This window comes from Azohydromonas sediminis (genome assembly GCF_003574675.1).
GTDB lineage: Bacteria > Pseudomonadota > Gammaproteobacteria > Burkholderiales > Burkholderiaceae_C > Calidifontimicrobium > Calidifontimicrobium sediminis.
In genome coordinates, this window is sequence record NZ_QOAZ01000003.1 from 96349 (window position 1) to 109334 (window position 12986).

Sequence of the window (12986 nt, forward strand, 5' to 3'; positions counted from 1 at the left end):
GCGGCGATGGCCTCAAGGCGCCGCCGGGGCGGCGGCATTCGACGCGCGGTCGCGCTGGAAGTGGCGGATCGCCACCACGGTGGCCATGCCCTGCAGCACGGCGCAGAAGAAGAACGGCAGCCCGATCCACACGTCGCCGGGCGGGCGGTGCGACACCGCGCCGAGCAGCGCCGCGGCAATCACCGGTGCAGCGACGCCCATCAGGCTGTTGAGCGACGCGATCGAGCCCATCGTGCGTCCCTGCTCGTGCTCGCCGGCGGCGTTGGACATCAGGCTCTGGATCGCGACCACCGTCGTGAAGCCGAACAGGTTGAGCACGATGATCGCGATCATCATCCAGCCCTCGGTGGCCAGCCCCCACGCGAGGTAGCACAGCGTCGACGACACGAGCCCGAGCGCGGCCAGGCGCCGCGGCGAGAAGCGCTCGAGCAGGCGCTTCATCAGCCCGCCCTGGACGATGGCCGCCATCACGCCGACGGCGAACAGCGACCAGCCGTTCTCCTTCGGGCCCCAGCCGAACTTGAACGTCGTGTAGAGCACCCAGCTCATGTGCATCGTGAACTGCGCCAGGCCCGCCAGCGCGATGACCCACACCAGCGGCCCGACGCCGCGCAGCTGCGCGAGCGCCCTGAAACCGGCTACCGGGTTGGCGCGCTTCCAGTCGAAGGGCTGGCGCCTGTCGTGCGGCAGCGACTCGGGCAGCACGAACGCGCCGTACAGCGTGTTGGCCAGCGCGAGCGTGCCCGCGACCCAGAACGGCAGGTGCAGGTCGATGCTGCCGAGCACGCCGCCGATCACGGGCCCGAGCGTGTAGCCGATGCCGAACATCGCGCCCAGCAGCCCGAAGCGCCGCGCGCGCTGTGCCGGCTCGGTGATGTCGGCGACGTAGGCCTGCGCGACCGCGATGTTGGCCTGCATCGCGCCGCCGAACAGCCGCGCGAGCACGATGACCCACAGCGCCGACGCGAGCGCGGTGGCGTAGAAGTTCAGCGCCAGCCCCGCGAAGCCCAGCAGCAGCACCGGGCGGCGGCCGACGCGGTCCGACAGGCCGCCGAGCACGGGCGCCGACAGGAAGCTCGCGACGCCGAACGCGAACGCGACCGCGCCGTACCAGAACGCCTGGTCGGCCTGGCTGCCGGTGAAGGTGCCCACCAGCGCCGGCAGCACCGGGATGATCAGGCCGACCGACACCATGTCGATCAGCACCGCGACGAGGATGAACGGCATCGCCGGCGCGCGCGCAGCGCGCGGCGCCGGCCCGCTCACCGCGGCCATGGCGCGGGCCACCGGCAGCCGGCGGCGACGGATCTGACGCGGCGGGACGTGGCGTCGCGGGTCGTCACGGCGCGCATCGCCTCACTCGAGGCGGTAGTTCGGCGCTTCCTTCGTGATCTGCACGTCGTGGACGTGGCTCTCGCGGATGCCGGCCGCGGTGATCTCGACGAACTCGGCCTTCTGGTGCATCTGCTCGATGTTCGCGCAGCCGCAGTAGCCCATCGCGGCGCGCAGCCCGCCGGCCATCTGGAAGATGATGTTGACCACCGAGCCCTTGTACGGCACGCGGCCCTCGATGCCCTCGGGCACGAGCTTGTCGGCGTTGGGGTTGGCGGCCTCGTCGTTCTCCTGGAAGTAGCGGTCGGCGCTGCCGGCCTTCATCGCGCCGATCGAGCCCATGCCGCGGTAGCTCTTGTAGCTGCGGCCCTGGTAGAGGATGACCTCGCCCGGCGCCTCCTCGGTGCCGGCGAACATGCCGCCCATCATCACGCTGCTCGCGCCGGCGGCGATCGCCTTCGCGATGTCGCCCGAGTAGCGGATGCCGCCGTCGGCGATCAGCGGCACGCCGCTGCCGCGCAGCGCGGTTGCGACGTTGTCGATCGCGGTGATCTGCGGCACGCCGACGCCGGCCACGACCCGCGTCGTGCAGATCGACCCCGGCCCGATGCCGACCTTGACGCCGTCGGCGCCGGCCTCGCACAGCGCGAGCGCCGCCGCGCCGGTGGCGATGTTGCCGCCGATCACGTCGACCTGTGGGAAGTTGCGCTTGATCCAGCGCACGCGCTCGATCACGCCGGCGCTGTGGCCGTGCGCGGTGTCGACGACGAGCACGTCGACGCCGGCGCGCACGAGCAGCTCGACGCGCTCCTCGGTGCCTTCGCCGACGCCCACCGCCGCGCCGACGCGCAGCTTGCCCTGCGCGTCGCGCGCGGCGTTCGGGAAGTTGGTCTGCTTCGTGATGTCCTTGACGGTCATCAGTCCGCGCAGCTCGAACTGGTCGTTGACGACGAGCACGCGCTCGAGGCGGTGCTGGTGCATCAGCGCCTTGCCCTCCTCGAGGCTGGCGCCCTCGCGCACCGTCACCAGGCGTTCGCGCGGCGTCATGATCTCGCGCACCGGCGCGTCCATGCGCGTCTCGAAGCGCAGGTCACGGCCGGTGACGATGCCGACCACCTTGCCGTCCTCGATCACCGGGAAGCCCGAGATGCCGTGCTGCTCGGCCAGCGCCTTGACCTGGCGCACCGTCTTGTCGGGTCCGATCGTGATCGGGTCGCGCAGCACGCCGCTCTCGTAGCGCTTGACCTTGGCCACCTCGGCGGCCTGCACGGTCGGCGGCAGGTTCTTGTGCACGATGCCGATGCCGCCCTCCTGGGCGATCGCGATCGCGAGCCGCGACTCGGTCACGGTGTCCATCGCCGCCGAGACCAGCGGCAGGTTCAGCGAGATGTGCCGCGTCAAACGGGTGGCCAGGCTGGTGTCACGCGGTAACACCTGTGAGAAGGCCGGCACCAGCAGCACGTCGTCGAACGTGAGCGCTTTGCCGAGTAGGCGCATGGGAAGGCTCCTGACGCAAAAGCGAATTATAGGAAGGCCCCTGCCGGCTACTTCTGCACACGCCGCCGGCGAGCGCGTGGCTACACTGGCCTCATGCCGATGTCTTCGTTCGTCCCTGTCCGTCTCGGCGTGCCGCTCGTGGCGGTGCTGCTGGCCTTCGTTGCCGCCGGTGACGCCCAGGCGCAATGGAAATGGCGCGACCGCAGCGGCCAGATCCACGTGAGCGACCTGCCGCCGCCGCGCGACGTCGCCGACAAGGACGTGCTGCAGCGTCCGGCCACCGCGTCGCGGCCGGCGCCGCCCCCTGCCCCGGCACCCGAAGGCGACGACGCGGCCGCGCCCGCCGCGCCGCCGGCCGAGGCCAAGCCGCGCGTCGACCCCGAACTCGAGGCCCGCCGCAAAGCCGCCGAGCAGGAGCAGCTCGCGCGGCAGAAGCAGGAAGAGGCCAAGCTCGCGCAGCAGCGCGCCGAGAACTGCGACCGCGCCCGTGCGCACCTGCGCCAGCTCGAAAGCGGCATGCGCATGGCGCGCGTCAACGACAAGGGCGAGCGCATCATCATCGACGACAAGGAGCGCGCCTCCGAGATGCAGCGCGCGCGCCAGGTGATCGCCAGCGACTGCCGCTGACGCCCGGCGCAGGCCCGGCCGACGTCAGCCGCTGCCGCGCCGGCCCGTCTTGCCCCTGTAGCGCAGCCGTCGTGCCTCTTTCGGGTCGACCGTCAGCGGGCGGCACACCTCGACGCGGTCGAGGTCGCGCAGCGGCTGGTCGGCGCTGGCCAGCCGCCCCCACACGGAAAACGCCAGGTCGGCCGAGGTCCCGTCGCCGAGCACGCCGCTGGCACGCACCGCGTCGGCCACCGTGCTGCCTGGCGCCAGCTCGAGCCGGCGGCGGTGCACCGTGCGCGGCGCCGGGCTGTAGACGACCTCGACGCGCAGCGGCTCAGCGCTCACCGTAGACCTGCCCGGCGCGCCGCACGAACGAGTCGACGAACGTGTTGGCGACGCGGTCGAACACCGGGCTCAACACCGCTTCGAGCGGCTTGCTCGAAAAGGCGTAGCGCAGGTCGAACTCGACCTTGCAGGCCTGCGCCTCGCCGCCGGGCCGGCCCAGCGGCACGAACTGCCACGTGCCGTCGAGCAGCGAAAACGGCCCGTCGACGAGCTGCATCACGACCTGCTCGCCCGGCCGGTGCACGTTGCGCGTCGTGAAGGCATGACGCACGCCGGCATACGCCAGGCTCAGCCGCGCCGTCATGCCCGAGTCGTGCGCCTCGAGCACCTCGGCGCGCTCGCACCACGGCAGGAACTGCGGGTACTGCTCGACGCCGGTGACCAGCTCGTACATCTCGTGTGGCGAGTACCACAGCAAGACGGACTTCTTCACGTGCTTCATACAATGGCCGAATTTTAGGCGGCGCTTGCCTTCGTGCCCGGCGCCCCCAGCTGGATGCGATGACTGCCATTGCCGAGAACCGCCGCGCGCGGTTCGACTACCACATCGAAGAGCGCTTCGAGGCCGGCATCGTGCTCGAGGGCTGGGAGGTCAAGGCGATCCGCGCCGGCCAGGTGCAGCTCACCGACGGCTACGTCGTGATCCGCGACGGGGAGCTGTCGCTGATCGGCTGTCGCATCAACGCGCTGCGCACCGCATCGACGCACGTGCGGCCCGAGGCCGACCGCACGAAGAAGCTGCTGATGCACAAGGCCGAGATCCGCCGGCTGATCGGCAAGGTCGAGCAGCGCGGCTACACGCTCGTGCCGCTGAACCTGCACTACAAGGGCGGGCGCGTGAAGGTCGACATCGCGCTGGCCAAGGGCAAGGCCGAGCACGACAAGCGCGACTCGATCAAGGAGCGCGAAGGCAAGCGCGAGATCGAGCGCGCGCTCAAGCGGCGCACGCGCTGAAGAGCCGGCGCGATCAGCCGATCGCCGCCAGCGCCTGCGCGAGGTCGGCCTTCAAGTCGTCGACGGCCTCGAAGCCGATCGACAAGCGCACCAGCGCGCCCGGCAGCGCCGAGCGGTCGCGGCGCATCGTCGACAGGTCGTACGGCACCGCCAGGCTCACCGGCCCGCCCCACGAGTAGCCGATGCGAAACAGCTTCAGCGCATCGACGAAGGCATCGACGTGCGCAGGCTCGATCGCCGGATCGAACAGCACCGAGAACAGGCCGGCGGCGCGCGTGCACAGCGCGGCCCAGTGCGCGTGCCCCGGCGAGCCGGGCAGCGCCGGGTGCAGCACGCGCGCGATGCCCGGCTGCCGCTGCAGCCACGTGGCGAGTTCGCGCGCGGCGGCGTCCTGCGCGTCGTAGCGCAGCGCGATCGTCGGCAGCGAGCGCAGGATCGCCTCGGCGTCGTTGGCGCCCACGCCGAGCCCCAGCCGCATGTGCGCGAGCAGCACGCGCTCGTGCAGCGCGTCGTCGACCGTCGTCACCGCGCCCATCAGCACGTCGGCACCGCCCGACGGGTACTTGGTCAGCGCGTGCATGCTCAGGTCCACCGCCAGTCCGTCGCCGAGGTCGAACGGGTGGAAGGCCAGCCCGGCGCCCCAGGTGTTGTCGAGCGCGACCGTCAGCCCATGGCGGCGCGCGACGCGCACGAGCGCGCGTACGTCGGGAAACTCCATCGTCACCGAGCCGGCCGCCTCGATCCACAGAAGCTTCGTGCGCGGGCCGACCATCGCGTCGAGCGCGTCGGCGTCGAGCGGGTCGTACAGCCGGTGCGCGATGCCGAAGCCCTCGAGCAGCGAGCGCGCGAGGTCCTTCGACGGGCCGTAGACGTTGTCGGGCAGCAGCAGCTCGTCGCCGGCGCGCAGCAGCGCGAGGTCGACCAGCGCGAGCGCGGCGAGCCCCGACGGCGCGAGCACGCAGTGGCGGCCGCCCTCGAGCGTGGCGATGCGCTCCTCGAGCGTGAACGTCGTCGGCGTGCCGTGCAGCCCGTAGGTGTAGCCGGCCTTGCTGCGCCAGTCGCGCGCGCGCAGCGCGGCGACGTTCGGGAACATCACCGTCGAGGCCTTGTGCACCGCCGGCGGCACGGCGTCGAAGCCGGCGGGCGCGCGATACGGGTGGTGGATCAGCCGCGTGATGTCGTCCATCGGCGTGCTCACACGGGCTGGCCGACGAGGTCGTGGCCCTCGACGCCGACGATGCGCGCGCGCGCGAATTCGCCGACCTTCAGCACCGTCGACGCCTTGGTCGGCGGCAGCAGCCGCACCGTGCCGTCGATCTCGGGCGCGTCGGCGTAAGTGCGCCCGACGCCGCCGCGGCGGCCGAGCGCCGGCGCGTGGTCGACGAGCACCTGCATCGTCGCGCCGACGCGGCGCTGCAGCCGCGCGACCGAGACCTGCTCGGCCACCGCCATGAAGCGCGCGCGGCGCTCCTCGCGCACCTCGGCGGGCAGCTGGCCCGGCAGCTCGTTGGCCGCGGCACCGGCCACCGGCGAATACGCGAAGCAGCCGGCGCGGTCGATGCCTGCCTCGCGCACGAACTGCAGCAGGTGCTCGAACTCGGCCTCGGTCTCGCCCGGGAAGCCGGCGATGAAGGTGCTGCGGATCACGAGCTCGGGGCAGATCTCGCGCCAGCGCGCGATGCGCTCGAGGTTCTTCTCGCCGCTGGCCGGGCGCCTCATGCGCCGCAGCACGTCGGGGTGCGAGTGCTGGAACGGCACGTCGAGATACGGCAGGATGCGCCCGGCGGCCATCAGCGGCAGCACCTCGTCGACGTGCGGGTACGGATAGACGTAGTGCAGCCGCACCCACGCGCCGTGCGGCTCGGCCTGTTCACCGAGCTTCTCGCACAGGTCGAGCAGCCGCGTGCGCACCGGCCGGCCGTCCCAGAAACCGGTGCGGTATTTGACGTCGACGCCGTAGGCGCTGGTGTCCTGGCTGACGACGAGCAGTTCCTTGACGCCGGCGTCGAACAGCCGCTTCGCCTCGCCGAGCACGTCGCCGATCGGGCGCGACACCAGGTCGCCGCGCATGCTCGGGATGATGCAGAACGTGCAGCGGTGGTTGCAGCCCTCGCTGATCTTCAGATACGCGTAGTGCTTCGGCGTCAGCTTGACTCCCTGCGGCGGCACGAGGTCGACGAACGGGTCGTGCGGCTTGGGCACGTGCGCGTGCACCGCGTCCATCACCTCTTCGGTCGCGTGCGGGCCGGTGACGGCGAGCACCTTCGGGTGCACCTGCCGCACCAGGTTCTCGCCGCCCTCGCCGGTGCGCGCGCCGAGGCAGCCGGTGACGATCACGCGGCCGTTGTCGGCCAGTGCCTCGCCGATCGCGTCGAGGCTCTCCCTGACCGCGTCGTCGATGAAGCCGCAGGTGTTGACGATCACGAGGTCGGCGCCGGCGTAGGTCTTGCTCGTCGCGTAGCCCTCGGCGGCCAGCCGCGTAAGGATCAGTTCGGAGTCGGTCAGCGCCTTCGGGCAGCCGAGGCTGACGAACCCGATCGTCGGCGCCGTGCGCGCCTCGGCGGGGGATGCACTCATGCGGGGATTGTCCCGCAGCAGAGCGTCTCAGGACTTCTTGCTCGGGAACCCCGGGAACATCGCGGCCGACTGTTCGAGCATCTGTTTTTGCATCTGCACGAACAGGTTCTTCGACTGCTCGAGGTAGTTGCCCATCAGCCCCTGCATCAGCGGTGCCTGGCCGCTGAGGAACTGCGTCCACATCTCGGGCGTGAAGTTCTTCGGGTCGTACAGGCCCTTGGTCTGCTCGGCGAGGCGGTTCTGCAGCTCGACGAAGGTCTGCAGGTTCTTCTCGAGGTACGCGCCCATCATCCCCTGCATCGCGTGGCCGTAGAAGCGGATGATCTGCGCCAGCGTCTGTGACGAGAACATCGGCACGCCGGCCGTCTCCTCCTCGAGGATGATCTGCAGCAGGATACTGCGCGTGAGGTCCTCGCCGGTCTTGGCGTCGCGCACCTCGAAGTCCTCGCCGGCGAGCACCATCTGCTTGACGTCGGCCAGCGTGATGTAGCTGCTGTGGCGCGTGTCGTACAGGCGCCGGTTGGGGTACTTCTTCAGTACGCGCACGCCGGTGGACTCGCTGGCGGCAGGCGCGGCGGCTGCAGACGACGTACGACTCTTGGCCATGGCCGAACGATTCTAGGAGCCGCCTCGCGGCCCCCCGCGGCGGGTTTTCCCGCCCGGGACCCGCCCGCAGCCGTTCGCACCAAGGCGCCGAAACGAAACGACCCGGCAGCGGCCGGGTCGTGGAATGTTGGTAGGCGCGATTGGACTCGAACCAACGACCCCCACCATGTCAAGGTGGTGCTCTAACCAGCTGAGCTACGCGCCTGCGAGTACTTCAGTATAGCCGACAGCGGCGCCGCGTTCGCGCTCAGCGCCGCCGCGCCTGCCGCACGCCGCCGACGCGCATCACGTGGCCGAGCACCTGCTGCAGCCGCGACGCGTCGGCGACCTCGACGGTGAACGTCATCCAGGCGGTCCCGCCGCGGCCGTCCTTGACGCTTTGCGAGTGCACGCCGGTCACGTTCATCTTCTCCTTCGCGAACACTTCCGAGATGTCGCGCAGCAGCCCCGGCCGGTCGGCCGCCTCGACGAGCACGTCGACGGGGTACAGCGCCTCCTGCGCGCAACGCGGCGCGCCCCACTCGACGGGGATCACGCGCTGCGGCGAGCGCGCCGCGACGTGGCGGAAGTTCGGGCAGTCGGCGCGGTGCACGGCGACGCCGCGCCCGCGCGTGACGAAGCCGCCGATCGCATCGGGCGGCGCGGGACGGCAGCAGCGCGCCAGCGACGTCAGCAGCGAGTCGACGCCCACGACCAGCACGCCACCGCGCGTGCCGCCCTCGGCGGCGCGCGGGCGCTTGAGCGCGATGCCTTCGTCGGCGGCGGGGGCGGGTTCGGGCGGCCGCAGCAGCTGCTCGATGTGGCGCAGCGAGTACTCGTCCTTGCCGACGACTTCGAACAGCGCCGCGGCGCTGTTGAAGCCGAGCTGTGCGGCGAGGTCGTCGAGCTTGAGCGCCGTGCGCCCTTCGCGCTGCAGCAGCTTCTCGACCGCCTCGCGCCCGCGCGCGATCGTCTGCTGCTGCGCCAGCGCGTTGAACCACGCGCGCACCTTCGACTTCGCGCGCGAGCTCGCGAGGTAGCCGAGTTCGGGGTTGAGCCAGTCCAGCGACGGCCCGCCCTCCTTCGCGGCGACGATCTCGACCGTCTGCCCGTTGGCCAGCGGCGTGTTCAGCGGCACCATCTGCCCGTCGACGCGCGCACCGCGGCAGCGGTGGCCAAGCTCGGTGTGCAGGCTGTACGCGAAGTCCACCGGCGTCGCACCGGCCGGCAGCTCGACCACCGCGGCCTGCGGCGTGAAGACGTAGATGCGGTCGTCGAACACGCCGCCGTCGGCGTCGCCGGCGGCCTGCACGTAGTCGCGCTCCCAAGCCAGCAGCTGGCGCAGCACCGCCTTGCGCGCCTCGGCCACCCGCTCCTCGAACGCGCCGGCGGCGCTGACGCCGGCGTAGCCGCGCGCGCCCGCCTCCTTGTAGGCCCAGTGCGCGGCGACGCCGTATTCGGCGTGCTCGTGCATCGCGTGCGTGCGGATCTGCACCTCCACCGGCCGCCGGTCGTCGTCGAGCACGACGGTGTGCAGCGACTGGTAGCCGTTGGGCTTGGGCTTGGCGATGTAGTCGTCGAACTCGCCTTCGACCGGCGTGTAGCGCTGGTGCACCAGCGCCAGCACCGCGTAGCAGGTGTCGACGTCGGCCACCAGTACGCGTAGCGCACGCAGGTCGAGCACCTGCGCGAAGTCCAGCCGCTTGCCCTGCATCTTCTTCCAGATGCTGTAGATGTGCTTCGGCCGTGCCTGCACGTTGGCGGCGATGCCCGCGCGCCCGAGCTCGGCGGCCAGCTGCGCGCGGAAGGCCTCGAGCCGGCGCTCGCGCTCGCTGCGCTTCTCGTCGAGCAGCGCGGCGATGCGCCGGTACTCGTCGGGCTGCAGAAAGCGGAACGCCAGATCCTCGAGCTCCCACTTGATCTGCCAGATGCCGAGCCGGTTGGCCAGCGGCGCGAACACCTGCTGCGTCTCGAGCGCGAGCGCGTGCGGGCACGCCGTCTTGCTCAGCGCGTGCCAGCGCAGCGTCTGCAGCCGCGACGCCAGGCGCAGCAGCACGACGCGCAGGTCGCGCGAGAACGCGAGCAGCATTTTGCGCACGCGCTCGGTCTGCTGCGCCCGCTGCTCGGCGCCGACCTGCGCCTCGCGCGCCGCGCGCTGGATCTGCACCAGCCGCCGCGTGCCGATCACGAGGGCGGCGTACGACGCGCCGAACGACTTGGCGATCACCTCGTCGGGGCGGTGCAGGTAGTCGGCGGCGTAGACGAGGTAGGCCGCCGCCTGCATCGACGGCGCGGCGCCGATCGCGCGCAGGATCGCCGCGACGCCCTCGGCGTGCTGCCACGCGTTCTCGCCGGTGTCGAGCACCTGCGGCGCGAGCAGCGGCTCGGCGAACGCGCGCGCACGCTGCAGCGCGCCAGCGCCCTCGGCGTCGTCGGGCGGCGCCGCGACCTGCTCGACGTCGGCGATGCGCACGATCGGCGCGACGTCGGCCGCCGACGCCAGCGTCTTCATCGCGAACGCAGGAAGTCGCGCACGACGGCCACCTGGTCCGGTGGCACCAGCGTCGGCGCGTGGCCGACGCCGGCGAACTCGACGAGCGCCGCCTTCGGGCCGCGCTGCGTCATCGCCTGCGCCGTCGCGCGCGACAGCAGGTCCGACACGGCGCCGCGCAGCAGCAGCGTGCGCGCGGTGATGCGGTCGTACGCGGCCCATAGCGCCGCCTCGCCGGCGGCGGCCATCTCGGGGGTGGCCGCGCGCAGCGGCACCGCGATCGCCGGGTCGTAGTGCAGCACGAAGCCGCCGTGCCCGTCGTCCTTGAGCTGCGGCGCGGTCAGCGCGAGCCACTGCTCGCGCGTGTGCGGGCCGAAGCCGGCAGCGATCTGCCGCAGCCGCTCGGCCGCCTCGTCGAGGCTCGCGAAGCGCATCGGCACGCCGACGTAGCTGCCGATGCGCGCGACGGCCGCCGGCTCGATGCGCGGGCCGACGTCGTTGAGCACCAGCCGGCGGATCGGGTTGCCCCCGCCGCCGGTGAGCGACGCCAGCGACAGCCCGATCAGCCCGCCCATCGACGTGCCGACCCAGTCGACGGTGGCCGCATCCAGCCGCGCGAGCAGCGTGACCATGTCGGCGACGTAGGTCGGCACGCCGTAGCCCATCGGGTCGGCGAGCCAGTCGGAGCGACCGCGTCCGACGACGTCGGGGCAGACGACGCGGAAGTCGTCGCACAGCGCGCGCGCGAGCACGTCGAAGTCGCGCCCCTGGCGCGTGAGCCCGTGCACGCAGACGACGACGTGCGGGTTCGCGGCGTCGCCCCACTGCCAGTACGCCATGCGGTGCAGCCCGCGGGCATCGAGGCATTGAACATGGTGCAGGGTCGGCTCGTTCATCGCGGCAGGGGTCGGCATCGATAATCGATGGTAGCAACCGTCAGGAGGACATCGTCATGCTGCAAGGGAAAACGGCACTGGTCACGGGCTCGACGAGCGGCATCGGGCTGGGCATCGCGCTGGCGCTGGCGCGCCAGGGCGCGAACCTCGTGCTCAACGGCTTCGGCGACGTCGACGCCGCGCGCGCCGCGGTGCAGGCTGCGGCGCGTCCCGGTGCGCGCGTCGGCTACCACGGCGCCGACATGAGCCGCCCCGCCGAGATCGAAGCGATGATGGCGATGGCCGCGGCCGAGTTCGGCGGTGTCGACGTGCTCGTCAACAACGCCGGCATCCAGCACGTCGCGCTGGTCGAGAACTTCCCGCCCGAGAAGTGGGACGCGATCATCGCGATCAACCTCAGCTCGGCGTTCCACACCACGCGCCTGGCGCTGCCGGGCATGAAGGCGCGCGACTGGGGACGCGTGATCAACGTCGCGTCGGTGCACGGGCTGGTCGCGTCGGCGCAGAAGTCGGCCTATGTCGCGTCGAAGCACGGCATCGTCGGCTTCACGAAGGCCGTCGCGCTCGAGACCGCGACCACCGGCATCACCGTCAACGCGATCTGCCCCGGATGGGTGCTGACGCCACTGGTGCAAAAGCAGATCGACGACCGCGCCGCGCGCGAGGGCATCCCGCTGGCACAGGCGCAGCGCGACCTGCTCGGCGAGAAGCAGCCGTCACTGCAGTTCACGACGCCCGAGCAGCTCGGCGAGCTCGCGGTGTTCCTGTGCTCGCCCGCGGCCGCGAACATCCGCGGTGCGGCGTTCAACGTCGACGGCGGCTGGCTCGCGCAGTGACCGCTGCGCGGTGCGGCGTCACTTCATCTGCACCGAGCCGCTGACCGTCGCGGTGACGGTGCCCTTGCCCGGCTCGACGGGCAGCGGCGCGTCGGCCGACGCGGCCATCGCCTCGGCGCGCAGCATCGGCAGCGGCCGCTCGCCGTCGCTGCCGGTGCTCACCGTGACTTCGCGCAGCGTGTAGCCCTGGTAGCCGAACAGGCGCGCGACGTCGCCGGCCTGCGCGCGGAAGCGCTCGATCGCCTGCGCGACGACCTCGCCCTCGACGCGCCGCTGCGCCTCGCGCGACAGCCGCTGCGCCACGCCGGCCACCGCCATCGTCGTGATGCGCCCGGCCAGGCGGCCGATGCCTTCGACGTCGCGCCCCTGCACGACCATCTCGGCGCGGCCCTGCCAGCCGGCGATGCCGCCCTTGGGCGCATAGCGCGGGTGGAGCGTGAAGTTGCCGGTCGACACCTCGATCTGCCCCGGCTGCGCCGCCTTGCGCGCCTCGGCGAGCGCGGCGTCGAGCGCGCGCTTGAGCTCGGCCTGCACCGCGGCCGGCTCGGCGCCGTCGCGCGTGGCGGCAAAGGTCAGCACGAGCACGTCGCGTGGCACCTCGACGCTGGCGCTGGCCGTCAGGTTCAGCACGCCCTGCGGCGGCGGCGTCTGCGCTGCTGCGCCGGTGGCGACGAAGGCGGCCAGCAGGCCGGGCAGCAGGACGCGCGTCGAAGCAGGCATGGATTGGACCTCGTCGGAATCGGTGGGCGGGTGCGCCAGGCCCGCGGAACCCGGCCCGAGCCGCCGGGGGGCGCCACGACGCCGCCACGGCGGCGCGTTGCGCACAATAGCGCGGCGTGATGGATTTGCGTTGACCGCCCCGGGATC

General features: G+C 71.9%; 13 protein-coding genes and 1 tRNA gene. 3 read left to right on the forward strand and 11 right to left on the reverse strand.

What is annotated here, in order from left to right; translation table 11 throughout:
- Positions 1–12: 12 nt before the first annotated feature.
- Positions 13–1275: an MFS transporter gene (locus DRV96_RS03155; RefSeq protein WP_119287651.1), complete on the reverse strand. Its 1263-nt coding sequence runs from the start codon at positions 1273–1275 to the stop codon at positions 13–15.
- Between the two features lie 81 nt (positions 1276–1356).
- Positions 1357–2829 carry an IMP dehydrogenase gene (gene guaB, locus DRV96_RS03160; RefSeq protein ID WP_119287654.1) on the reverse strand — a complete coding sequence of 491 codons (1473 nt, stop codon included), beginning with the start codon at positions 2827–2829 and terminating at the stop codon, positions 1357–1359.
- 93 nt (positions 2830–2922) lie between these two features.
- On the opposite strand from guaB, the gene DRV96_RS03165 reads away from it, so the two are divergent.
- Positions 2923–3456 (forward strand): DUF4124 domain-containing protein, encoded by a 534-nt coding sequence (locus tag DRV96_RS03165; RefSeq protein ID WP_235823257.1) that lies wholly within the window; start codon positions 2923–2925, stop codon positions 3454–3456.
- A 24-nt stretch (positions 3457–3480) separates the two neighbouring features.
- On the opposite strand, the gene DRV96_RS03170 is transcribed toward DRV96_RS03165, so the two are convergent.
- A complete protein-coding gene (locus DRV96_RS03170) occupies positions 3481–3780 on the reverse strand; it encodes an RnfH family protein (protein ID WP_235823258.1) in 300 nt (99 codons plus the stop codon).
- Positions 3770–4222: a type II toxin-antitoxin system RatA family toxin gene (locus DRV96_RS03175; RefSeq protein ID WP_119287656.1), complete on the reverse strand. Its 453-nt coding sequence runs from the start codon at positions 4220–4222 to the stop codon at positions 3770–3772. The genes DRV96_RS03170 and DRV96_RS03175 overlap by 11 nt, the downstream gene beginning before the upstream one ends.
- A gap of 59 nt (positions 4223–4281) precedes the next feature.
- Between DRV96_RS03175 and smpB the strand changes: the two genes are divergently transcribed.
- Positions 4282–4734, forward strand: a complete 453-nt coding sequence (gene smpB, locus DRV96_RS03180; RefSeq protein ID WP_119287659.1) for an SsrA-binding protein SmpB — start codon at positions 4282–4284, stop codon at positions 4732–4734.
- Positions 4735–4747: 13 nt separating this feature from the next.
- Here the strand turns inward: smpB and DRV96_RS03185 are convergent, their stop codons facing one another.
- From DRV96_RS03185 to DRV96_RS03210, 6 genes are all read right to left on the reverse strand, one after another.
- Positions 4748–5920, reverse strand: a complete 1173-nt coding sequence (locus tag DRV96_RS03185) for a PLP-dependent transferase (RefSeq protein ID WP_119287661.1) — start codon at positions 5918–5920, stop codon at positions 4748–4750.
- Between the two features lie 8 nt (positions 5921–5928).
- Positions 5929–7311, reverse strand: a complete 1383-nt coding sequence (rimO, locus tag DRV96_RS03190; RefSeq protein WP_119287662.1) for a 30S ribosomal protein S12 methylthiotransferase RimO — start codon at positions 7309–7311, stop codon at positions 5929–5931.
- A gap of 27 nt (positions 7312–7338) precedes the next feature.
- Positions 7339–7917, reverse strand: coding sequence for a polyhydroxyalkanoate synthesis repressor PhaR (gene phaR, locus DRV96_RS03195; protein WP_119287664.1), 579 nt, complete (start codon positions 7915–7917; stop codon positions 7339–7341).
- A 128-nt stretch (positions 7918–8045) separates the two neighbouring features.
- Positions 8046–8122: transfer RNA gene (locus DRV96_RS03200), tRNA-Val, on the reverse strand.
- A gap of 42 nt (positions 8123–8164) precedes the next feature.
- Positions 8165–10408, reverse strand: a complete 2244-nt coding sequence (locus tag DRV96_RS03205; protein ID WP_119287666.1) for a RelA/SpoT family protein — start codon at positions 10406–10408, stop codon at positions 8165–8167.
- Positions 10405–11283, reverse strand: a complete 879-nt coding sequence (locus tag DRV96_RS03210) for an alpha/beta fold hydrolase (RefSeq protein WP_119287798.1) — start codon at positions 11281–11283, stop codon at positions 10405–10407. The genes DRV96_RS03205 and DRV96_RS03210 overlap by 4 nt, the downstream gene beginning before the upstream one ends.
- A 56-nt stretch (positions 11284–11339) precedes the next feature.
- Here DRV96_RS03210 and DRV96_RS03215 point away from each other — a divergent pair, with 56 nt between their 5' ends.
- The gene (locus DRV96_RS03215) at positions 11340–12119 is read left to right on the forward strand and encodes a 3-hydroxybutyrate dehydrogenase (protein ID WP_119287669.1); all 780 of its coding nucleotides are present in this window, start codon (positions 11340–11342) and stop codon (positions 12117–12119) included.
- A gap of 18 nt (positions 12120–12137) precedes the next feature.
- On the opposite strand, the gene DRV96_RS03220 is transcribed toward DRV96_RS03215, so the two are convergent.
- The gene (locus DRV96_RS03220; RefSeq protein ID WP_119287671.1) at positions 12138–12839 is read right to left on the reverse strand and encodes an SIMPL domain-containing protein; all 702 of its coding nucleotides are present in this window, start codon (positions 12837–12839) and stop codon (positions 12138–12140) included.
- Positions 12840–12986 lie beyond the last annotated feature (147 nt).